The sequence below is a fragment of the Streptomyces sp. NBC_01255 genome (assembly GCF_036226445.1).
In the GTDB taxonomy this organism is placed as follows: Bacteria; Actinomycetota; Actinomycetes; order Streptomycetales; family Streptomycetaceae; genus Streptomyces.
In genome coordinates this window covers 3,066,336-3,088,527 of the sequence record NZ_CP108474.1, presented here as the reverse complement: position 1 = coordinate 3,088,527, position 22,192 = coordinate 3,066,336, and the positions used below count along the sequence as shown (strand labels likewise).

Genomic DNA, 22,192 nt, shown 5'->3' with positions numbered 1-22,192 from the left:
CCGCCGCAGCAGGGCTGGCCCGCCCCCGGCCCGTACACCTCCCCAGGAGGGCCGTACGCGGCCGGTCCCTACGGCGGCCCGCCCGGGCCGCACGGGCCGCACGGCGGGCCTGGCATGCCCGGCATGCCCGGTCCCCCCGGCCTCGGGCCCTACGGGCAGCCCAGGCGCTCCACCAACGGGCTCGCGATCGGCTCCCTCGTCACCGGCATCGTCTGCTGCCTCCCGCCCCTCGGACTGATCCTCGGCCTGATCGCCCTCCCGCAGATCAGGAAGAAGGACCAGGACGGCAAGGGGCTCGCGGTCACGGGCATCATCCTCTCCACCGTCAGCTGCCTGCTGCTCCTCATCGGCTTCGTGACGGGTGCCGTCGGCTCGGCCGTCGACGGCTTCAACGAGGGCGTGGAGGAGGCATCGCGCACCAAGTCCCCGTTCGCGCTGCGCACCGGGCAGTGCTTCGGCGACGACGGCAAGCTGGAGGAGAGGGAGTACGCGACGGACGTCGAGATCGTCGACTGCGCGAAGCCGCACGACGGCGAGGTCACCGGCGGCTTCAAGCTCACCGGCTACGACAAGTGGCCCGGCGAGTCCGAGATCGAAGAGGTGGCGGAGAAGCGCTGCGAGACGATCAACTCCGCGTACGCGCTGGACACCTGGGCCGTCCCCATCGACGTGGGGGTGTACTACTACATGCCGAGCGGCCAGAGCTGGCGCCTCGGCGACCGGATCGTGACCTGCGCGTTCGCGAGCGAGGAAGAGCCCTTCAGCGGCTCGGTGCGGTCCGACGCGAGCACCCTGACCGCCGACCAGGAGCACTTCCTGAAGACCGTCAACCCGATCGAGACGGTCGGCTACCGGGAGCCGGAGGCCGACCCGGACGAGGACTTCGCGGCCAACAAGGCGTGGGCCGGGGAGATGCTTGCGGCGATCGACGGGGCGCGCGCCGGGCTGGGGAAGCACTCCTGGCCCGGTGCCTCCACGGCCCCGGTCGCGGCGCTCGGCAAGGAGCTCGACGCGGCCTCGAAGCAGTGGCGGAAACTGGCCGGGGCGGCCGACGCGGACGCCTACTGGGAGGCGTACGACGCGGCCTGGGACGCCGTGCACGCGGACCTCGGCGCGAAGGCGCGGACCGGGCTCGGCCTGACGGACACGCCGCCGATGGAAGAGGACGCGAGCAGCTCGGCCTGACAGGCGGCAGAAGGCGTACGCGTACGGGACACGTACGGGGCCGGGTCTCCTTCGGGAGGCCCGGCCCCGCGTGCGTCTCAGCGCCGGGTCAGGCCCCGGTCGATCGCGGTGATCAGCTCACCGTCGGGGGTGTCGCCGTCCAGGGACCAGACCATGGCGCCGCCGAGGCCCCGCTGGCGGACGTAGGACGCCTTGGTGCGCAGCACGGTGGGGTCGTCGTAGGTCCAGAGGGTCGTGCCGTCGAAGAGCCAGGCGTGGCCGTTCCGGTAGCCGCGGTGGAGCGTGTACGTACCGGAGTCGGCGAGCGTCTTGAGGTGCTTGTAGTCCTCGGAGCCGGCGGCCCAGGTGGCGGGGGCGGGCCCGGTCGCCGGCCGGCCCAGGCCGTCGCCGCCGCCGGTGACGCCGGTCCAGCCCTGGCCGTAGAAGGGCATGCCGACCACGAGCTTGTGCGCCGGGGCCCCGCGCCGCAGCCAGGACTTCACGGTCCCGTCGACGCTCCAGTCGTTCTTGGCGAAGAGCGCGGACTGCTGGGCGGTCGTCGTCTCGCCGGAGACGTGGAAGTCGTAGCCCTGGAGGTTCACGAAGTCGAAGTCCCGCATGATCTTGGCGACTTCGAAGCCCGCGTCGATCTTGGCGGGGGCGGTGGGCACGTACGCGCTGAGGTCGTAGCGCTTGCGCTGGGGCAGTGAGCGCCCGTAGGCGTCGAGCTGGGTGCGGAACTCCCGTACGAGCTTGGTGAAGTTGGGCTTGTCCTCGGGGCGGATCACGTTCCCGGGGGCGCCGTCCGAGCCGGGCCACTCCCAGTCCAGGTCGATACCGTCGAAGATGCCGGCGGCGGCTCCGGCGCCGCCGCGGGCGCCGTCGGCGGGGAGGTTGCCCTTGATGTACGTGTCGATGCAGGAGGCGACCAGCGTCTTGCGGCCGGCGTCGGTGCGCACGGCGTCGGAGAAGTGGGCCGATCCGCTCCAACCGCCCAGCGAGATCATGACCTTGAGGCCGGGGTTCTTCGCCTTCAGCTCGCGCAACTGGTGGAAGTTGCCGGCGAGGGGCTGCTCGGCGGTGTCGGCGACGCCGTCCACCGAGTCGGCCGCGTCGACGGGGCGCACGTAGTCGGCCCACGGGTCGGAGCCGGGCATGTTGCCCATGAGGCACTTGCCGTTCGAACCGACGACGCCGAAGGCGTAGTTGATGTGGCTGAGCTTCGCGGCGGTGCCGCTGGTCTGCAGGTCCTTGACCTGGAAGTCCCGCCCGTAGATGCCCCATTGGGTGAAGTACCCGATGCGCTTCAGCGAGTGTGTGGGGGTGGAGGGCTGGTGCGCGTCGGCCGTGGGGGCCAGGGTGGCGAGGAGGCCGAGGGTGGCCGCGGCGGCGGCGCCGAAGGTCAGCTTGGTCAGGGCTCTGGGGCGCATGGGCTCGTTCCTGTGCGAGGCGGGATGGCGCGTGCGAGGTGGAGCGTGCGAGGTGGAGCGTGCGAGAGGGGCCGTGCAGGCAGGAACGTATTGGTCTGTACCAATAAAGGTCAAGGGGTGCGGCGGGGGTGCGGTGCCGCCTACTCGCGGTGACCGTGGGTAGCAAGGCCTGCGACCGGCGCGTCATCACTTCGAGTGAAACTTTGGCCCATGCTTGCGGATCGCGACCCTCGGTTGTCACTCTGTAGCTGTCAGTCAACCTGAGGGGAGTGTCCAGTGACATTCGGTGAGCAGCCCGCCTACTTGCGCGTGGCGAGCGATCTGCGGGAGAAGATCGCCAACGGCTCGCTTCCGCCGCACACCCGTCTCCCGTCGCAGGCGCGCATCCGCGAGGAGTACGGGGTGTCGGACACCGTCGCGCTGGAGGCCCGCAAGGTGCTCATGGCCGAGGGGCTCGTGGAGGGCCGGTCCGGCTCGGGGACGTACGTGCGGGAGCGCCCGGTGCCGCGCCGGATCGCCCGCTCCGGCTACCGCCCGGCGTCCGGCCCCACCCCGTTCCGGCAGGAGCAGGCGGCCGAAGGGGCCCGGGGGACCTGGGAGTCGAGCAGCGAGCAGGAGCCGGCGAGCGCCGAGGTGGCCGCCCGGCTCGACATCGAGCCGGGGGAGCGCGTGATGCGCACGCGGTACGTGTACCGGGACGGGGGTGAGCCCATGATGGTCTCCACCTCCTGGGAGCCGCTCGCGGTCACGGGCCGGTCGCCGGTGATGCTGCCCGAGGAGGGCCCGCTGGGCGGCTGCGGTGTCGTCGAGCGGATGGCGGCCATCGACGTGGTCGTGGACAACGTGGTGGAGGAGGTCGGCGCCCGCCCCGGCCTCGCCGAGGAGCTCCTCGCGCTCGGCGGGGTCCCTGGCCATGTGGTGATGGTCGTCGAGCGGACGTATTACGCGTCGGGGCGGGCCGTCGAGACGGCGGACGTCGTGGTGCCGGCCGACCGCTACCGCATCTCGTACCACCTGCCGGTCCGGTGATCCGGCCCGCCGTGTTCCCGCCCCCGGGTCCCGGGGGTGCGCGCCGACCGATGAGCGGGTCCGGCTGTCCGGGCGGTGTGACCGGGAGTTAACGGCGCGTCAGGCCGTGTAACCGCCCGGCAATCGCGGACCGCGACAAGTCGTCACGCCCGGCTCCTACCTTCCTGCTCCGTACCCGCGAACCGGTCGGACGACAGGAACCCTCATGACGGACACGGTCACCACACCCACCCCGGAGCCGGGCGGGGGCACCTCCCAGGCCCTTCAAGCACGGGGGGAGGTCGCGCCACCGCCCGGGCCCCGCCGCAGCTACGCCAAGCTGGCCGCGGACGAGAGCCGCGAGGACTACTCGCTGCGCTACGCACCGCACTCCTTCCGGCGCTGGTCGCCCGCCACCGTGGCCGGTACCGCCCTCGGAGGCATCGCCTACCTCGCCGACTTCGCGATCGGCGCCTCGATCGTCTTCACCTACGGCTTCGGCAGCGGCCTCGCCTCGATCCTCACCGCCGCCGCGATCATCTTCCTCACCGGCATCCCCATCGCCCGCGCCTGCGCGAAGTACGGCCTGGACATGGACCTCATCACCCGGGGTGCCGGCTTCGGGTACTTCGGCTCCACGCTGACCTCCCTGATCTACGCCTCCTTCACCTTCATCTTCTTCGCGCTCGAAGGATCGATCATGGCCCAGGCCATGCATCAGGCCGTCGGCCTCCCGGTCGAGATCGGCTACCTGGTCACGACGCTGATCGTCATCCCGATCGTCTTCCGCGGGATGGGAGCGCTGGCCAAGGTGCAGGCCTGGACCCAGCCGGTCTGGCTCGTCGGCATGGTGCTGCCCTTCGTCGTCCTGGCCTTCGAGGCCCCCGACGCCTGGGGCGCCTTCGGCTCCTTCGGCGGTACGGAGGGGGCTGGCGCGGGCTTCTCGTGGATCGGCTTCGGCCTCGGCACGGGCGTCGCGCTCTCCCTGATCGCCCAGATCGGCGAGCAGGCCGACTACCTGCGCTTCATGCCCGCGAAGACGGAGGCCACCAAGCGCCGCTGGAACCTCGCCGTGCTCGCCGCCGGACCCGGCTGGGTCCTCATCGGCGCGGCCAAGCAGCTCGGCGGCGCATTCCTCGCCTTCGTCGCCCTGGAGGCCGTCGGCAAGACCCATGCCCTGGAGCCGATCGCCCCGCAGATCGAGGCGCTCAAGCCCTGGCTCGGTACGTTCGCCCTGCCCGCGGCGGCCCTCTTCGTGATCGTCTCCCAGATCAAGATCAACGTCACCAACGCCTACAGCGGCTCGCTGTCCTGGTCGAACTTCTTCTCCCGCGTCACCCACCGCCACCCCGGCCGTGTCTGGTACATCTTCCTGAACCTCGCCATCGCGCTGACGCTGATGGAGATGAGCATGTTCGCGGCCCTCAACAAGCTGCTCGGGTTCTACTCCAACGTCGGTATCGCCTGGATCGTGGCCGTCGCCGCCGACCTCGTCATCAACAAGCGGGCCGGCTGGAGCCCCCCGTACATCGAGTTCAAGCGCGCCTACCTGTACGCCGTGAACCCGGCCGGCTTCGGGGCCATGGTCATCGCCTCGGTCGTCTCGATCCTCGCCTTCTTCGGTCTCTTCGGTACCTACGCGGAGGCGTTCTCCACGTTCATCGCGGCCGGCCTCGCGCTCGTCCTCTGCCCGCTGATCGCCTGGGCGACCAAGGGTCGCTACTACCTGGCCCGCCCGAACCCGGTGAACGGACCGGGGGCGGCGGTGGCCGACGAGCGGGCGACCCACACGTGCGCGGAGTGCGAGACGGCGTACGAGCTGCCCGACATCGCCGACTGCCCGGTGCGGTCCGGACCCGTCTGCTCCCTCTGCTGCTCGCTCGACGCCGAATGCGGTGACGTCTGCCGCAAGGACCCCGAGGGCGCCGGCGCCCCTGTCCTGATGCCACTGCCGACCGTTCCCCGGGCTGCCCCCGGGGCGTGAGCTTCGGCCTCCCTCCGTCGGTTACCGGCCGATCCGTATCTCTTTGTGAAAACTCATATCCGCTGTGTGAAGGTCAGGCGTAAGCTCCGGCATATGCGGATTGCGGTTTCCCGGAGATCGTTGGAGATGCCCGGACCGGTGGAGGGAGAAGCCTGATGAGCGACAGCGGCGCTGTTCTTCCCTGGCTTGTCATACGGCAGGACGACAACGGCAACCGCTACCGCGTGGGGCGGTACGCGACCAAGGACGAAGCCCAGAAGATCGCGGACAGTCTCGACGACCGCGGTCACAAGCAGCTCTACTGGGTCGAGCGCATCGGCACCGCGGCTCTCTGAGCCCGGCGGGTGCCGCCCGCCCCGGGCTACGCTCGCGCCCATGACGGAACGCACCACCGACCCCACCGCTCCCCGCGAGCGCCACCACGGCACCGACCCCGGTGTCGTGGTCGTCGTCGCGGGGGCCGTGTACGACCGGGGGCGCCTGCTCGCCGCGCGCCGCAGCGCCCCCGCCGAGCTCGCCGGCCGCTGGGAGCTCCCCGGCGGCAAGCTCGAACCGGGCGAGAGCCCCGAAGAAGCGCTGGTCAGGGAGTTGCGCGAGGAGCTCGGCGTCGAGACCGAACCGGGCGAGCGCATCCCCGGCGAGTGGCCGCTGAAGCCCGGATACGTCCTGCGGGTCTGGACCGCCCGCCTGCTCTCCGGTGAGCCCCGCCCGCTGGAGGACCATGACGAGCTGCGCTGGCTCGCCCGGCATGAGCTGGACTCGGTCGACTGGCTCGACCAGGACCGCCCGGCCGTCGCCGAGGCCGCGCTGCGGCTCCCGACGGCTCCCGCCGACGGAGCGCGCGACTGAGTCTCTACGCCGTTCGTGCCACCGTGCGCCCATGGCTGCGCCCGACACGATATCCCGCACCAAATAGCGGGTATGTCCTGATTGATCCCCTGGAAGGGGACGTGGGCCTTCCTGCTGACACACGGCTGGGGAAGTGATCGGGTGTGATCGACACCGACGGCGACTGTGCCGAGTGGAACTTCCCGGCAGAGGCAAATGCCGTGCGCACCGCCCGCCACGCGGTGCGCGAGACACTCCGGGCCTGGGACCTCGACGCGGCCCTCGGCGATGTGACCGTCCTGCTGGTCAGCGAGCTGGTGACCAACTCCCTGCGCTACGCCTCCGGGCCCATCGGAGTCCGCCTGGTCCGCCCCCGACTCGACAGAGCCGAACCCTCCCCGCATCCCGCGCTGCTCGTGGAGGTTTCGGATCCACTTCCGGATCCCCCGACGGAGCGACCCGCCGGACCGGAGGACGAGGGGGGCCGCGGACTCGGTCTGGTGGCCTGTTCCGCACGGCGCTGGGGGACCCGTAAAGGAAGCACGGGCAAAACCGTATGGTTCGAGCTGGCTCTCCCTGGTGAGTAAACAGGGTGGGACAACGATCACCGGCACTCGGCCCGAAGCGAACGAGACCACCCTGTGATCGTGAACGTCGTGCCGTCGGGGCCTGCCGTATTGAATACTGCGGGCATGGCCGGTCCGGTGCGGTGAGCTGGAGGGGACGGTCGCGTGAGCGAGATATCCGAGACGGCGAGCGGCTTCGTGTGGCAGAGCAGCCCGCCCGGCTCCATCTATGACTACATCCGGGTCGCGTCCTTCTCGATCGGGCCCGACGGCCTCGTCGAGCAGTGGAGCAGGCGAGCCGTGGACCTCTTCGGCGTCAGCGCCGAGGAGGCCAGGGGCAAGGACCCGGTCGAGGCCTTCATGCCCGCCGACCTGCGCGAGCGCGGTCATCGGCGGGTCAAGGAGATCCTCGACGGCAAGGAGTGGACGGGCCTCGTCCCCTTCCGTATGCCCGGCGAGGAGCACCCCCAGGGCATCGCCGAGATGTACGTCATGCCGAGCGAGACCGAGTCCGGGGAACGGGCCGCGCTGTGCATCGTCGTCGACGTGCGCGCCCTCCGCCGCATCGAGACGGACCTCGCCGCCTCCCAGGCGATTTTCGGCCAATCCCCCTTCGGTTTTCTCCTCTTCGGTACCGACCTCACCGTGAAGCGGGCCAACCAGCGCTTCGCCACCGTCTTCGGCGGCTCGGCCGACGATCATCGCGGCCGGACCGTCCACGACTACCTCGCCCGGTCCGAGGCCGACCGGATGACCAGCGCCCTCCGGCGGGTGCTGGAGACCGGGGAGTCCGTCACCGACCTCCAGATCGTCGGCGCCGCCCCCGGCGCCCGCGACCGCCGGCACTGGTCCATCAACCTCTACCGCGTGCACAGCGGCTCGGGCCGGCCGATCGGCGTCGCCGGCCTCGGCATCGACGTCACCCGCCGCCACAACGCCGCCCGCGAGGCCGCCAGCGCCCGCCGCAACCTCGCCCTCCTCAACGAGGCCGGCGCCCGCATCGGCAACTCCCTCGACCTGGAGGCCACCGCCCGCGAGCTCCTCGACGTCGCCGTCCCCGGTTTCTGCGACCTGGCCTCCGTCGACCTCTACCAAGGCCTGCTGACCGGAGACGAAGCACCACCGGGCAGGTGGGGCACCTCCCACGACGTCGGGTACGGGGCGGGCAGCGCCGAACTCCGCCGGGTCGCCTTCGCCAGCGCCGTCGCCGACACCCCCCTCAGAGCCGACGAGGGGCACGGACCGGGCAGCGGCTGTTGCGGACCCGTACCGATCGACGTCGGGGCCGTCCACCGCTACCCGTTCAACTCGCCGTGCGCCGGAGCGCTGCGGACCGGACGGATCCGGACCGTGCCGGGCGCCGACGGCGAACTCGTCCAGTCCACGCTCGTCGTCCCGATGGTCGCCCACGACACCGTCGTCGGCCTCGTCCAGTTCTCCCGGACCAAGGGCAGCGAGCCCTTCGGGGAGCGCGACCGGGCCCTCGCCGTCGAACTCGCGGCCCGCGCCGCCGTCTGCATCGACAACGCCCGCCTCTACCGCCGCGAACACGAGCGGGCCCTCATCCTCCAGCGCAGCCTGCTCCCGCCCGGCGACCCCGAGGCCGCGGGACTCGACATCGCCTGCCGCTACCTGCCCGGCACCACCGCCACCGAGGTCGGCGGCGACTGGTTCGACGTCATCGAACTGCCCGGCCACCGCACCGCCCTCGTCATCGGCGACGTCATGGGCCGCGGCCTGCGCGCCGCCGTCGCCATGGGCGAACTGCGCACCGCCGTCCGGACTCTCGCCCAGCTCGACCTGGAGCCCGCAGAAGTCCTCTCCCACCTCGACGAGATCGCCCGCGGCCTCGGCGCCCCCATCGGCACCCAGCAGTCCCGCACGCACAAGTCCCGGGGCCCCGAACTCTCCGAGGTCTACCTCGCCACCTGCGTCTACGCGGTGTACGACCCGGTCACCCGCCGCTGCACCTTCGCCAACGCCGGCCACCTCCCGCCCCTGCTCGTCGAACCCGGCGAGGAGGCCCTGCTGCTCGACGTACCCCCAGGGATGCCGCTCGGGGTCGGCGGCGAACCCTTCGAGGAGGTCGAGGTCGAACTGCCCGAGGGCGCCCTCCTCGCCCTCTACACCGACGGGCTCGTCGAGTCCCGCGACCATCCCCTGGACGAGGGACTCAGCGCCTTCCGACGCGCCCTCACCGACGCGACCCGCCCACTCGAAGACGTCTGCGACCGGGTCCTCACCAGCCTCGACACCGGGCACGGCGAGGACGACATCGCCCTCCTCATGGCCAGGATCCAGGGCCTGCCCAGCGAAGCCGTGGGCGACTGGCGGCTGCCCAGGGAGCCCCGCTCGGTCGGCCGGGCCCGCGAACTGGCCCGCACCCAGCTGAAGGCCTGGGACCTCGAACCGCTCGTCGACACCGTCGAACTCCTCGTCAGCGAACTCGTCACCAACGCGCTGCGCTACGGCGAGGGAGAGATCCGGCTGCGCCTGCTGCGCGACCGCACCCTCGTCTGCGAGGTCTGGGACGCGGGCCTGGTCCAGCCGCGGCGCCGACGGGCCCGGGACACCGACGAGGGAGGTCGCGGCCTCCAGCTGGTCGGGCTGCTCAGCTCCTCGTGGGGATCCCGCCGCACCCCGCGCGGTAAGACCGTCTGGTTCGAACTGGCTCTGCCGGACGGTGACGGGACGGCGGAACCCACGGTGGAACAGCTCCTCAGCATGTTCTGACCGACGCCGGCCACGGCGGGCGGCGCACCGCACCGCCCGCCCGAGCCAGGACCGGATCAGCCCTTGAGCGCGGCCAGCCGGGCCTCGATCTCCGCGCTGTCGCCGAGCGTGTCCAACTGCTCGAACTGGGCGTCCAGCGAGGAGGCGGCGAGCTCCTGCTTGCCCATCGCCTTCGCCTCCTCCCGGCGCACCTTGTCCTCGAAGCGGCTCAGCTCGCTGGTCGGGTCGAGGACGTCGATGCTCTTCACCGCGTCCATCATGCGGTTCTGCGCCTGCGCGGACTTGGCCCGCGCGACCAGCTCGTCGCGCTTCGCCCGGAGCTCGCCGAGCTTGGCCTTCATCTGGTCGAGGCCCGTCCTGAGCTTGTCCACCACCTCGGTCTGCGAGGCGATCGTCGGCTCCGCCGTCCGCGCCTCCTTCTCCGACTGGAGCTGGCGGCCCAGCGCCACCTTCGCCAGATTGTCGAACCGGTCCGCCTCCGCCGCCTGCCCGCCGGCCCGCAGCTCGTCCGCCTTCCGGCTGGCGGCCAGCGCCTTGCCGCCCCACTCCTTCGCCGCCTCCACGTCCTCCTGGTGGTCCTGCTCCATCAACCGGAGGTTGCCGATGGTCGTGGCCACCGCCTCCTCCGCCTCCGTGATGTTGCTCGAGTAGTCGCGGATCAACTGGTCCAGCATCTTCTGCGGATCCTCCGCCTGGTCCAGCAGCGCGTTGATGTTGGCCTTCGCCAGCTGGGTGACCCGGCCGAGAATGGTCTGCTTGCTCATGGCTCTTCTCCTTGAGAGGGACAGAAAAGGGGACACGGAACGCGCGGTCCTCAGAACCGGCCGCCGCCGCCCCGCCGGCCGCGCGTGCCGCTGCCGCCGAAGCTGCCGGGCCCGCCGCCGAAACCTCCGCCCCCGAAACCCCCACCCGAACCTCCACCGAACCCCCCATGTCCGCCTCCCTTTCCCCCGCCGAACAGTCCGCCGAGGATGATGCCGCCGAGCACTGCACCGCCGAGCCCGCCGCCACCGCTTCCTCCCACCCCTGTTACACCGCCCAAGCCGTTCGGGTTCCCATACGTCCGGACGTCCTGCTCGGCGAGGCCCTGCGCACGCCGGGCCAGCGCGTCCGCCTGCTGGGCCTCTGCGAGGGCAGCCTGCGGGTCCTCGGCGTCGGCGAGGACCCGCGCTTTCTCCCAGCGGCGCTGGGCCTCGGCCAGGCGCGTACGGGCCTCGGAGCCCACGGCTCCCCGATGCGTGGTGATGTAGTCCGCGGCCGCTCCGATCGCCGAGCGGGCCGTCAGCATCGCCTGATCGAGGAGCGCACGGGCGCGCCGAGTGCCCGACTCGCGCTCCCGTGCGCCCTCCAGTGCCTCGTCGAGCGCCGCGTCGGCCTCCTCGACCCGGCGCAGCGCGTCGATCGGGTCGTACCGGCCGGCCTCCACTCCTTGCCGGACCTCGGCGACCACCGACTCGGCCCGGGCGATCCGGCCCTGGAGATCGGCGGTGGAGACCCCTTCGGCCGTCCCTTTCAACAGGCCGCGGGCGTCCGCGAGGTCCGCGTCCGTCTCGGAGAGTGCGCCCGGCAGCTTGCCCACCGCCTCGGCCAGCTCCTGAGCCCGCCGGTCCACGGCCTCGACGAGCCGGGCTGCCTGGGCCACCGCACCCTCGGCCGCCCGGATGTGTACGGCGGCCGCGCCGTTGTCCCCGGCGTCGATCTGCTGTCGGGCCTGGTTGATGTGCGTCGTCGCGAACACGAGCCGGTCCTTCGCCTGCTCGATGTCGCCCGCGACGGGGGACGCGGCGGAGTCCGCGTACCGCTCGCGCATCGCGGTCAGCGCCGCCTCGGCCAGGCCCATGCGCCCGGTCTGCTCGCGGAAGGCGGCCTCGACCGAGGCCAGCGCCTCGGGAGCGTTCCGCTCCAGGGCCCGGAGCCGGTCGAAGTCCTCGCTCTCGGCATCGAGACGCGCGTCCGCCTCGGCGCAGCGCCGGAGGATCTCGTCGAGCATGCCCCTGCGCGTCGAGTCGTCCTCGGGAAAGGAATCGTCGAGCTTCTGCCGCAGCCGGAACGAAGCCGTCAGCTGCTCCTTGGCGAAGGCGACCGCCTCGGTGAAGGGCTTCACCGCCTCCTCGCCGAACTGGGCGGACGCGAAGCCGAGCTCCTCCTGGCTGGTGCGGACGGCGTCGTCGGTGGCGACCAGAGCCACCCGGGCCTGCCCGTCGAGCTCGTCCAGGGACGGCGGCGCGGGCTCCTTCGGCGCGCCCCAGCCCTGTCCGCCCTGCGGTGTGGTGCGGGTCTCGGTCCGCCGGCGCCGCTTGGTGTACGCGTAGGCCGCGACGGCCCCCGCGCCGCCGACCAGCACCACCGGCAGGACCAGGTCGGTCGCCGAAGTGCCGTCGTCGGCCGGGGAGCCGGGGTCGGCGGGCCCGGGGGTGATCGCCGGAGTGGGGACGGGCAGTCCGGCGAGGACGGCGTCGTAGCCGTTCGCCGCGCCGATGGCGGCGCCCGCCCAGTCGTTCTGCCGCAGGGGCGGTTCGATCGCGGTCCTGGCCACGTCGTCCAGCTGTTCCTGGGTGAAGCGCGAGGCCGGGTCGGCGGAGTAGCCGTACTGCCGGTCGTGGGTGGCGACGGCGAGCAGCAGGTCCTCTGCTCCGAGGCCGTTGCGCTCGGCGGTGGCGTCGGCCCAGCTCTGCGCCGAGCGCCCGGAGAAGTCCCGTACGTACACGACGAAGAGCTGCACCCGCCGGTCATCGTAGAGCCGGTCGAGGGCCTGGGTCACGGAGGCGCGGCGGTCGCCGAGGGCTCCCACCCGGTCGGTGATCTGCCCCTCGCGGGACAGGACGACGGGGTCGTCGGCGTGGGCACCGTGAACGGCGGGCACGAGGAGCCACCACGCCGCCACCAGTACCGCGAGAAGGGCTCGGGTGGCTATTCGCGTCACAAATGGGAGGTTATGTCCGGGTATGCGGCTCCGCGACCGGACCGATGTCATCCGGAAACCGTTCGAGGCCGCTCGGCGTCACTGTCTGTGGCCGCCTCTACGGTGGCACCAGTGACACGACGGCTCTTGGGGGACTCGGGTGAACGGACGGTTGAGAGGCATATGGCGGCGGGGACGATGGTTCGCCCTCGGGCTGGTCCTGCTGCTCGTCGTGCCCCTGCTCACCGGCGCGGTCGCGCTGCGCCTCAACTACACGGGAGACGTCAGAGGCGACGCGCGGACTCGGGGCAAGGACGCCATCTGGCTCGGCCACGCCTGGGTCGACGGACGGAAGAAGGACGCCGACCTCGCAGCCTTCGCGGAGCGGATCAAGGGCACCGGGATCCGCGACCTGTACGTCCACGCCGGACCGCTGCGACACGACGGCACCCTGCCGGCGGCCAAGTACCCCCGGGCGAAGTGGCTGATCGACGCCGTCCACCGCACGATGCCCGGGATACGAGTACAGGCGTGGCTGGGCGACGTCCTCGCCACCGAAGGGCCGGACGGACTGCGCCTGGACAAGGCCGAATCCCGGGCGGCCGTGGTCACCTCGGCCCGGCAGATCCTGGACGCCGGCTTCGACGGGGTCCACTTCGACCTGGAGCCGCTGCTCTCCGACGACGGGAACTACCTGTCGCTCCTCGACGACCTGGGGGAGCTGACCCGGGCCCGGAAGGTACCGCTCTCGGTCGCCGCCCACCAGATCGACCCGGTGCCGGCCGCGCACACCGTGAACGGCGCGCTCACCGGCAGGGAGAAGTGGTGGTCGCAGGAGTTCTTCGGGCAGGTCGCCCGGCGCGTCGACCAGATCGCGGTGATGTCGTACGACACGTGGATGCCGCTGGAGGGCCTGTACGGCGGCTACGTCGCCCAGCAGACGACCCTCGCCCTCGAAGTGACGCCCGAATCCACCGACCTGCTCATGGGGCTCCCCTTCTTCCACGAGGACGACCTCGGCCACCACGAGAACGCGGAGACCGTCGCCGCCGCGATCCGCGGCACGAGGCTCGGCCTCGGGCGCACGGACCACGACCGCGAGCGGTTCGGTGTCGCGCTGTACGTCGACTTCGCCGCGGAGGAAGGAGACTGGGCGGCCTACCGCGAGGGCTGGCACTGAGCCGGGGCTGACCGACAAGACACCCCCTAGATGCTGAAGCGTTCCTTCCGGAGCAGCGGCCGCACCCGCGCGGCGAAGCCGCCCGTACGGAAGGGGCGCTGGAGCAGGCCGGGCAGCAGTACCTGGGCGAGCGCGGCCGCGATCATGCCCTGGTCGAGCGCCAGCACGAAGTCGCTGACCCGGCCCGTCGTGACGTCCACCGAGTCCCGGAATCCGTACTCCTCGTCGTACGCGCCGAAGTCCCGCTCCAGGGCCCGCAGATTGGCCATGGCCTCCGCCGGGGCGAACGGCAGGGCCAGGAAGGAGGCGTGCGGGGTGACGACGCCCAGCGACTCGTACCCCTCGGTCTGCATGCCGATGGCGTCGACGCCGTACTCGCGGTATCCGCCGGACGGGATGTTCGCGGGGGAGAAGCCCCAGTAGCCGTACCGCGCCTCGTCCAGACCGTGCTCGATCTGCGAGCGCACGTACCGCTGGTGCGTCCGGCCCCAGGAGCGCGGGGACCACTCGGACTCCGGCACGAACAGCGGCACCATCAGCGCCTCGAACATCGAACCGCCCCAGCTCGGCACGAGCTTGCGGCCCCGGTGGGTGTAGTGGCCGTTGAAGACCCGCACGCCCTCGATCGTCTCGTAGCCGCCGCCCGGGACCTGCTCCTGGCCGTGCTCGGGCAGCATCGTCCGCAGCAGGTGCCAGTAGTGGTGGGACGGCAGCGAGCCGTCGCCGATACCCAGGTAGCTGGCCATACGCGGCTCGGTGTTGAGGGCGCCGTAGTGATGGCCGGTCGGCTCCTCCTTGTCCGGCCAGAAGCCGCCGCGCAGCTGGCCGGGGCCCTTGACCGGGTCCGCCGGGTCGTACGGCGTGTAGTAGTACGACCAGTCGGCGTCGGCCAGGAGCCGGGCGACGCGGCCGCGCAGCGCGGGGTCCGCGTCGGCGGCGATCATGAGGCCGGTGACCAGCCAGGCGTTGTCGACAGAGGACAGGAACGGGCGGACCGGGTCGCCGGTCCCGGGCCACGACGTGAGCACCGAACCGGTCCGGGAGTCGTACCAGTTGAGCCAGAAGCCGTGGTGGCGCTCGAGCCCTTCCACCGCCGTGACCGTACGGGCGAGGCGCCGGTGCATCGTGCCGCGGTCGATGACGCCCAGGCCCGCGGCGGCGACCGTCGACCACAGCCCGCAGGCGATGTTGGTGGGGGAGGTCTGCACCGACCGCATGGGAGCGCCTGGACCGCTGAGGTCGATCTTGTCGGTGGCGAGACCGAGTTCCGTGGTCATTGCCTCGATCGAGTGATACGTATCCCGGAACCACTTCCGGAGCAGCGGTGTATCAAAGGTATGAGGACGACGAACCGGCCGCTCGGCGGCGGCAGCGGATGTGGACAGGGCCCCGAGCGGGCCGACGGTCAGCGCGGCGGCACCCGTGCCCGCTGCGGTCAGAAACGTACGACGATCCATGAAGGTCCAGCTCCCCACTGCGGATGTGACGGGAGCCGGCGGCTGTCAGGTTCCGCCGGCTCCCGGGTCTGGTGGTGGTTGCTTCCGGTCCTCGGGGCGCTCCGACGGCTCCGGGCGCCCGGGCTGCCGGGGGCGGTCCGGCCGCCCCGGGCCTCAGCCCGCCTGCCGGTCCGTGCGCGGCAGCTCCCGGCTGCGGCCGAGGCCGCCCAGCCAGACGGCGGAGGGCTTGGCGGTGCGCGCGAAGGTCTCCGGGTCGAAGGAGATCAGGCCGAAGGTCGGCTTGTAGGAGCCCCACTCGTAGTTGTCCAGGGCGCTCCAGTGCAGGTAGCCGCGGACGTCGAGACCGTCTTCCAGGGCGGCGGCGACCTCGGAGAGGGCCCCGGTCGTGTAGTCGACGCGGCGGCTGTCGTCGGCGGTGGCGATGCCGTTCTCCGTGACGATCAGCGGGACGTCGCCGACGACGTCGGCGGTGTGGCGCAGGGCGTGGCCGAGTGCGGCCGGGTAGTACTCCCACTGCGTCAGCGTGCGCTCGCAGTCCTCCGGTGCCGGGATCGGGCCTTCGGGGCCGATCTTGGTCCGGGTGTACGACTGGACACCGATCCAGTCGTCCTCCCGGGCCGCCTCGATGAAGACGTCCTCGCGCGGGTAGCGGTAAGCGGCGGCGACGTCCTGGGCGCCGGGGAGGGCCTGGTAGACCTGGTTGGCGATCGACCAGCCGACCTGGATGTCGGGGTTGATCGCCCTGACCTCCTTCACGGCCGCGTGGTGGGCGGCGATGACGGCCTGGGTCGTCTCCTCGTCGGGGGTCGGCAGACCGGCCGGGGGGAAGCCGATGTCGCCGGCCTTGGCGGCCCCCGCCATCACGGCGATCATGTTGGGCTCGTTGATGGTGCAGACATGACCGACGCCCTCGGCGATGACGGGCGCGGTCGCCGCGACGTAGCGGGCGAAGAGCTCGACGGCACCCTCGGCGGTCCAGCTGCCGCGCTCCTCGAACCACTGGGGCACGGTGAAGTGGTGCAGGGTGACCATCGGGCGCAGACCGCGTTCCAGGGCGCCTTCCACCATGCGGCGGTAGTGGGCCAGTTCGGCCCGGGAGAAGCGGCCGGGTGCGGGTTCGATGCGGGCCCACTCGATGGAGAAGCGGTAGTCGGTGAAGCCGAGCCCGGCCAGCACGTCCATGTCCTCGCGCCAGCGGTGGTAGCTGTCGGCGGCGTCGAGGCTCGGCTCCTGGATGTGGGTGCCGTCGGTGTGCTCCTTCACCCACCAGTCGCTGTTGGTGTTGTTGCCCTCGATCTGGTGGGCCGCGGTGGAGGCGCCCCACAGAAAGCCCTCGGGGAACGGGTACGGGGTGTGCGTCATCGGCGTGTCTCTCTGAGGGGATGTGCGTACGTCGGAAGGGGGCGTCCGTTCGGGCGGCTACTTCATGCCGGCTGTGGCGATGCCCTGGGTGAAGTGGCGCTGCATCACGAGGAAGAGCAGCAGGACCGGCAGGACGACCAGGAGCGACCCGGCCATGAGCATGCCGTTGGATCCCGCCGACTTGTTGGGGTCCGTGGCGAAGGTCGCCAGCGCCACCGGAAGGGTGTACTTGTCGGGGTCGTTGGTCGCGATCAACGGCCAGACGAAGTTGTTCCACGACCCGAGGAACGTGAAGATCGAGAGGGTCGCGAGTGCCGGTTTCACCAGGGGCATCACGATCCGCCAGAAGATGTACCACTCGCGGGCCCCGTCCATCCGGGCCGCTTCGATGAGCTCGTCGGGGATCGACTGCATGAACTGGCGCATGAGGAAGACCCCGAAGGCCCCCGCGGCGAAGGGCAGCACGAGACCGGCGTAGGTGTCGATCAGCCGGAGCTTGCTCATCAGGACGAAGAGCGGCAGCAGCATCAGGTTGCCCGGCACCATGAGGGCGCCGAGGACGAGTCCGAAGAGCTTGTTGCGGCCGGCGAACCTCAGCTTGGCCAGGGCGTAGCCGAGCATCGAGCAGAAGACGAGGTTCGCGACGGTGACGAGCACGGCCACGATCAGCGAGTTCATGAAGTAGAGCGGCAGGTCCAGCTTGTCGAGCAGCCGCGAGAAGTTGTCGAGGGTCCACTCGGTGGGGATCCACACCGGGGGACTGGCCGTCAGCTCGCTGCTGGTCTTGAAGGCCGAGAGGGCCATCCACAGGAACGGGGCGGAGAAGACCAGCAGTCCGAGGGAGAGCAGCAGATAGACGAGGGACTTCCTGAGCCGGGAGGCGGAGGCGTGGGTGAGGCTCATTCGGTGTTGTCCTTCAGCAGACGGAGCTGGAGCACCGTGACGGCCATGATCACGACGAAGAGCACGTACGCCATCGCGCTCGCGTAGCCCATGTGGAAGAAGTTGAAGCCCTCGCGGTACATGTGGAGCGAGACGGTGAGGGTGGAGTCCGACGGGCCGCCCTGCGTCATCACGAAGGGCTCCTCGAAGACGTTGAGGTAGCCGATGGTGGTGATCACCGTGGCGTAGAGCAGGGTCGGCCGCAGCAGCGGGACGGTGATGTGGCGGAACTCCCGCCAGCCGCCGGCGCCGTCGAGCCGGGCGGCCTCCCTGACCTCGGTCGGGATGGCCTGGAGCCCGGCGATGAGCAGCACCATGACCGTGCCCGTGTTCCGCCATACGGCCATCGCGATCATCGACGGCATGGCGAGTGTCTCGGAGCCGAGGAAGTCGGGGGAGGTGAGCCCCACTTCGCTGAGGAGTCCGGCGACCAGGCCGTCGGAGGGGTCCAGGACGAAGCGCCAGACCACGGCCACCGCGACGATCGTGGTGACCACGGGGGCGTAGAAGCCGACCCGGAAGAAGGTCCTCGCCCGGTCTATGCCGTTGTTGAGGAGGACGGCGACGGCCAGACCGAGCAGCAGGGTCAGCGGGACGCCGATCACCACGAAGTACGCCGTGTTGAAGAGCGACGTGAGGAACTTCTCGTCGCCGAAGAGCTTGGCGTAGTTCTCGAAGCCGACGAAGTTCGCCTCGAACGGGCGGGTGACGTTGCGGAGCCCGAAGTCGGTGAAGCTCATCGCCAGCGTGGCGATGATCGGGAACGCCATGAAGACCGCGAAGAGCGTGAGGAAGGGGGTGGAGAACAGCCAGCCGGCGAGGTTCTGCCGGCCGAGCGAGGTCTTCCCGCGCCCGGGGCGGCCGGAGGCGGCCGGCCCGCCGGCCGGGGGCGTCGCGGCCCCCGGCCCGGCGTGCGCCGGGGTCTTGTGTCCCTTGGCCGTGCGTGCGGCCGGTCCGGTCGTGGTGCCCATGTCTCCTACTTCACGAGGCCTTCGACCTCGGACTGCGCCTTCTTGGCGGCGTCCTCGGCGGAAGCCTTGCCCTGGGTGACGGACTCGATGGCCGCGTCGACCTTGGAGGTGATCTCGGACCACTTGGGCAGGGCGGGGGAGACCTTGGCCGTCTCCATCTGCTTGCGGAAGACCTGGAGGCCGGCGTCCTCCGCCAGTGCGCCGGTCTTCCAGGCGGCGGTGTTGGCGGGGAGGTCGCTGGTCCGCTCGTACCAGTCGGCCTGGCCCTTGGCGTCGGTCAGGTAGCGGATGAACTCCTTGGCGGAGGCCTTGTGTTCGCTGTCCTTGGAGATCACCAGGCTGGACCCGCCGGCCATGGAGACGGAGGTCTTGTCGGAGGGGACGGGGCCGACGGCCCACTTGCCGTCGAGCTGCGGGTACTGCTCCTTGAGGATCGACATGATCCAGGGGCCGGAGAAGAACATCGGGACGTCACCGGTGTTGAAGTCCTTCAGGACGTCGTAGCCGGGCTGGACGCTCTTCTTGGTGAGGCCCTTGTCGAAGTAGGAGCCGTACTCCTTGAGAGCGCGGACCGAGGCGGGGCTGTCGAGGACCGCCTTGCCGTCCTTGTCGACGATCTCGCCGCCGGCGGAGTAGAGGAAGGGGTAGAAGCTCTGGACGGTGTCGAGGCCGTTGCCCTGGACGTAGAGGCCCCACTTGGTGCCGGCCTTCTTCTGGTAGCCGGTGGCGGCGGCCTGGAGGTCGGTCCAGGTGGCCGGGGCCTTGGTGACGCCGGCCTGCTTGGCGAGGTCGGTGCGGTAGTAGAGCACGCGGGTGTCGACGTACCAGGGGACGCCGTAGGCGGTGCCGTCGATCTCGCCCTGCTCCCAGCCGGCCGGGAAGAAGTCGGCCTTGCGGAAGGTCTGGGTGTCGACGGGTTCGAGGACGCCGAGCTCGGCGAACTCGCCCATGTAGGAGCCGCCCATCTGGGCCACGTCGGGGAGGGTGCCGGCCGCTGCGGCGGAGACCAGCTTCTGGTGGGCGACGTCCCAGCCGACCGGGGTGACCTGGACGGTCACGTTCGGGTGGGTCTTCTGGTACTCCTTCGCCACGTCGCCCAGCTTCTCGCCCTCGGCGCCCATCGCCCAGACGGTGAGCGTCTGCTTCTCGTCGGCGGCGACCCCGCCGCCCGACGAGGATCCGCAGGCGGTGATGCCGAAGGCCGTCGCGAGGGCGATGGCTGCCGTGAGGGTTCTGGCGGCGCGATGCATGGACGGCTCCTCCTTGAGCTCCGACCGGATGTATGCGCTGTCTGTAAGCGCATACATCACTGTGCTGCGGCGTCCCTGGGCTTTGCAAGAGGGGCTGGGGTCACATTCCTGCAACATGCGCGACACCCGGGTGTGCCGTCCCCGTCGCCATCCGCACCGTAAGCGAGTTGTGTGCCCTATGAAAGTATTTGTGATCCATTCGTCGTCGGCTAGGTTCGTCGCCCGTGGACATCGCAGAGACCCCGGGCGCGGTGGCGCTCGCGCACGACTTCCCCTTCGACCCGGGCCACGGATACGGGCTCGACCGGCTTCTCCGGGTGCCCGCGCCACCGGAGCCGGCGGGGTTCGAGGCGTACTGGCGCGAGCGGTACGAGGCCGCGCTCGCCGTCGATCCCGCACCCGAGATCGGGGCGGTCGAGGAGGTGCGGGACGGCGTCCGGATCCACGGGATGACCTTCAGCTCCGTCGGCGGCGTACGGCTCGGCGGCTGGCTGGCCCTCCCCGAGGCGGGCCCGGCGGAGCGGGGCTTCGTGATCGGGCACGGCTACGGGGGCCGCGACCGGGTCGGGCCGGACGTCCCCCTGCCGCTGCCCCGTTCGGCCGCGATCCTCCCGTGCGTGCGGGGCATGGGTGAGCGGGGCCGGGTGCCAGGGATCCCCGATGTCGCCTTCCGGCACGTCCTGGAGGGCATCGCGAGCCGGGACACGTACGTCATCGCGGACTGCGCGGCGGATCTGTGGTGCGCGGCGACGGCGCTGCGCACACTGGTCCCCGAGGTGGCGGAGCGGCCGCTCGGCTACCTCGGCGAGAGCTTCGGCGGTGGGCTCGGCGCGCTCGCCCTGCCCTGGGACGCGCGCTTCGGCGCCGCCCGGCTGACCGTGCCGACCTTCGGCAACCACCCTCTCCGGCTGACCCTGGAGAGCGTGGGCAGCGGGGAGTCGGTACGCGGGTACGCGGCCCGCCACCCCGAGGTGGCCGAGGTCCTGGCGTACGCCGACGCGGCGACAGCGGCGCGGCGGATCCGGGTGCCGGTGCTCGTCGCCGGGGCGCTGTTCGACCCGGCGGTGCCGCCGCCGGGCCAGTTCGCGGTGTACAACGCGCTGGGCGGACCGAAGGAGCTGCACGTCCTGACGGCGGGGCACTTCGAGCACGCGGGCCTCGCGGAGGAGACGGCGGCACTGGGCGAGGCGACGACGGCGTTCTTCGGGCGGACGCCGGTGGCGTAGCCCCGAGCGTCCCCTCCCGGGCCTCCCCGGCCCCCCGTGTCCCCTCGCGGTCGTTCAGCAGCCGCAGCTCTGCCGCTTCGCGAGTGTCACCGGCAGCATCAGGGACTCCGGGGTGCGTTCGCGGTCGCCCAGGCGCTGGACGAGGAGCTCGACGGCCTCTTCGCCCAGGCGGCGCATCGGCTGGCGGACCGTGGTGAGCGTCGGGCGGACCAGGCGGCTCAGCGGGATGCCGTCGAAGCCGGTCACGGCGACGTCGGCGGGAACCCGCAGGCCCCGCCGCTCCAGGGCCTGGAGCGCGCCGACCGCCATCTGGTCGTTGGCGAAGACCATCGCCTGCGGTGGCTCGCCGCTCCGGTCGAGCAGCGCCTCGGCCGCGCGGGCGCCCTCGGCCTGGGTCATCAGGGGCGCCCGTACGTCAGGGGCGTCCGGCACCGGGAGCCCGGCGTCGCGACAGGCGGCGGCGTATCCCGCGAACCGCGCCTCGACGTCCGGCGACTCCTCGGCGGCGCCGACGAAGACCAGGCGCCGCAGCCCGTGGTCCTCGATCAGGTGCCGGGTGAGGGCGCGCTGCCCGTCGGCGTTGGCGACCTCGATGTGGTCGAGGTGGTCGATCTCCCGGGGGCCCGCCAGCATCACGACCGGAAGGCGGCGCGAGATGACCTCCAGCTCCTCGGTCGGCACGGTCCGCGCGAGGACGGCGAAGCCGTCGACCCGCCCCGCGACCTGGTTGACGAGGGTCTGCGGCCCGCCCTCCAGGGAGGCGGCGATCAGCAGCGCGTACCCGTGTCGCCTGGCCGCCCGCTCCATGCCCCGGATGATCTGGTCGCTGTAGAGCATGGCGGCGTCGTCGTCCTCGACGCCGTCCTCGATCCCGATCGTGTCCGGGTCGGAGTAGTCGGGGAAGCAGAGCCCGAGCACGCCCGTGGTCCGGCTGGCCAGGCCGCGCGCGCTGCCGCTCGGCACGTAGCCGAGCCCGCGGGCGGCCTCCAGGACGCGGTCGCGGGTCTGTTCGCGTACCGAGTCGGGGTTGCGGTACACCCGCGACACCGTGGCAATGGAGACGCCCGCGCGCTCGGCGACGTCGTACACCGTGGGGGCACTCACCGGCCGACCATCCGTCCTCGTTGTGTGGAGCAGTGTGAAAGCGCATTCACAGTAGGGCGGCGTGCGCCCGAGCGCCAACTACGCC

18 protein-coding genes are annotated in these 22,192 nt (G+C 71.4%); 9 read left to right on the top strand and 9 right to left on the bottom strand.

All coding sequences use genetic code 11. The features are described 5' to 3' along the window. Positions 1 to 123: 123 nt before the first annotated feature. Complete coding sequence (locus OG357_RS13475) at positions 124 to 1,185, top strand: DUF4190 domain-containing protein (protein WP_329621368.1); 1,062 nt, start codon at positions 124 to 126, stop codon at positions 1,183 to 1,185. 77 nt (positions 1,186 to 1,262) lie between these two features. Here the strand turns inward: OG357_RS13475 and OG357_RS13470 are convergent, their stop codons facing one another. Then, on the bottom strand, positions 1,263 to 2,594 hold the full coding sequence (locus OG357_RS13470; protein ID WP_329621367.1) for a glycoside hydrolase family 18 protein: 1,332 nt from the start codon (positions 2,592 to 2,594) through the stop codon (positions 1,263 to 1,265). 276 nt (positions 2,595 to 2,870) lie between these two features. Between OG357_RS13470 and OG357_RS13465 the strand changes: the two genes are divergently transcribed. The 6 genes from OG357_RS13465 (at position 2,871) to OG357_RS13440 (ending at position 9,713) form a co-directional block, all read left to right on the top strand. Further along, positions 2,871 to 3,623: a GntR family transcriptional regulator gene (locus tag OG357_RS13465; RefSeq protein WP_329621366.1), complete on the top strand. Its 753-nt coding sequence runs from the start codon at positions 2,871 to 2,873 to the stop codon at positions 3,621 to 3,623. Positions 3,624 to 3,828: 205 nt separating this feature from the next. Continuing rightward, positions 3,829 to 5,586: a purine-cytosine permease family protein gene (locus OG357_RS13460; protein WP_329621365.1), complete on the top strand. Its 1,758-nt coding sequence runs from the start codon at positions 3,829 to 3,831 to the stop codon at positions 5,584 to 5,586. Between the two features lie 155 nt (positions 5,587 to 5,741). Then, on the top strand, positions 5,742 to 5,921 hold the full coding sequence (locus OG357_RS13455; RefSeq protein ID WP_329621364.1) for an SPOR domain-containing protein: 180 nt from the start codon (positions 5,742 to 5,744) through the stop codon (positions 5,919 to 5,921). A 40-nt stretch (positions 5,922 to 5,961) separates the two neighbouring features. Then, positions 5,962 to 6,435 (top strand): (deoxy)nucleoside triphosphate pyrophosphohydrolase, encoded by a 474-nt coding sequence (locus OG357_RS13450; protein ID WP_329621363.1) that lies wholly within the window; start codon positions 5,962 to 5,964, stop codon positions 6,433 to 6,435. A 143-nt stretch (positions 6,436 to 6,578) separates the two neighbouring features. After that, on the top strand, positions 6,579 to 7,001 hold the full coding sequence (locus tag OG357_RS13445) for an ATP-binding protein (protein ID WP_329621362.1): 423 nt from the start codon (positions 6,579 to 6,581) through the stop codon (positions 6,999 to 7,001). A 144-nt stretch (positions 7,002 to 7,145) separates the two neighbouring features. Next, a complete protein-coding gene (locus tag OG357_RS13440; RefSeq protein ID WP_329621361.1) occupies positions 7,146 to 9,713 on the top strand; it encodes a SpoIIE family protein phosphatase in 2,568 nt (855 codons plus the stop codon). 56 nt (positions 9,714 to 9,769) lie between these two features. Here OG357_RS13440 and OG357_RS13435 read toward each other — a convergent pair whose 3' ends face one another. Both OG357_RS13435 and OG357_RS13430 read right to left on the bottom strand, forming a co-directional pair. After that, the gene (locus OG357_RS13435) at positions 9,770 to 10,477 is read right to left on the bottom strand and encodes a PspA/IM30 family protein (RefSeq protein WP_329621360.1); all 708 of its coding nucleotides are present in this window, start codon (positions 10,475 to 10,477) and stop codon (positions 9,770 to 9,772) included. A 50-nt stretch (positions 10,478 to 10,527) separates the two neighbouring features. Then, positions 10,528 to 12,636 carry a TPM domain-containing protein gene (locus OG357_RS13430; protein ID WP_329621359.1) on the bottom strand — a complete coding sequence of 703 codons (2,109 nt, stop codon included), beginning with the start codon at positions 12,634 to 12,636 and terminating at the stop codon, positions 10,528 to 10,530. A gap of 151 nt (positions 12,637 to 12,787) precedes the next feature. Here OG357_RS13430 and OG357_RS13425 point away from each other — a divergent pair, with 151 nt between their 5' ends. Next, positions 12,788 to 13,795, top strand: a complete 1,008-nt coding sequence (locus OG357_RS13425) for a hypothetical protein (protein WP_329621358.1) — start codon at positions 12,788 to 12,790, stop codon at positions 13,793 to 13,795. A gap of 26 nt (positions 13,796 to 13,821) precedes the next feature. Here OG357_RS13425 and OG357_RS13420 read toward each other — a convergent pair whose 3' ends face one another. The 5 genes from OG357_RS13420 to OG357_RS13400 all read right to left on the bottom strand — a co-directional run bounded on the left by OG357_RS13420 (position 13,822) and on the right by OG357_RS13400 (position 19,777). Continuing rightward, positions 13,822 to 15,252: a glucoamylase family protein gene (locus OG357_RS13420; RefSeq protein ID WP_329621357.1), complete on the bottom strand. Its 1,431-nt coding sequence runs from the start codon at positions 15,250 to 15,252 to the stop codon at positions 13,822 to 13,824. Between the two features lie 153 nt (positions 15,253 to 15,405). Next, positions 15,406 to 16,614, bottom strand: a complete 1,209-nt coding sequence (locus tag OG357_RS13415) for a glycoside hydrolase family 1 protein (RefSeq protein WP_329621356.1) — start codon at positions 16,612 to 16,614, stop codon at positions 15,406 to 15,408. Positions 16,615 to 16,671: 57 nt separating this feature from the next. Further along, the gene (locus OG357_RS13410; protein ID WP_329621355.1) at positions 16,672 to 17,517 is read right to left on the bottom strand and encodes a carbohydrate ABC transporter permease; all 846 of its coding nucleotides are present in this window, start codon (positions 17,515 to 17,517) and stop codon (positions 16,672 to 16,674) included. Next, a complete protein-coding gene (locus tag OG357_RS13405; RefSeq protein ID WP_329621354.1) occupies positions 17,514 to 18,527 on the bottom strand; it encodes a carbohydrate ABC transporter permease in 1,014 nt (337 codons plus the stop codon). The genes OG357_RS13410 and OG357_RS13405 overlap by 4 nt, the downstream gene beginning before the upstream one ends. 5 nt (positions 18,528 to 18,532) lie before the next feature. Beyond that, positions 18,533 to 19,777, bottom strand: coding sequence for a sugar ABC transporter substrate-binding protein (locus tag OG357_RS13400; RefSeq protein ID WP_329621353.1), 1,245 nt, complete (start codon positions 19,775 to 19,777; stop codon positions 18,533 to 18,535). A 224-nt stretch (positions 19,778 to 20,001) separates the two neighbouring features. Here OG357_RS13400 and OG357_RS13395 point away from each other — a divergent pair, with 224 nt between their 5' ends. After that, entirely contained in the window at positions 20,002 to 21,003 is a 1,002-nt protein-coding gene (locus tag OG357_RS13395; RefSeq protein ID WP_329621352.1) for an acetylxylan esterase, read from the top strand. Between the two features lie 54 nt (positions 21,004 to 21,057). On the opposite strand, the gene OG357_RS13390 is transcribed toward OG357_RS13395, so the two are convergent. Continuing rightward, entirely contained in the window at positions 21,058 to 22,107 is a 1,050-nt protein-coding gene (locus OG357_RS13390) for a LacI family DNA-binding transcriptional regulator (protein ID WP_329621351.1), read from the bottom strand. Between the last annotated feature and the right edge of the window lie 85 nt (positions 22,108 to 22,192).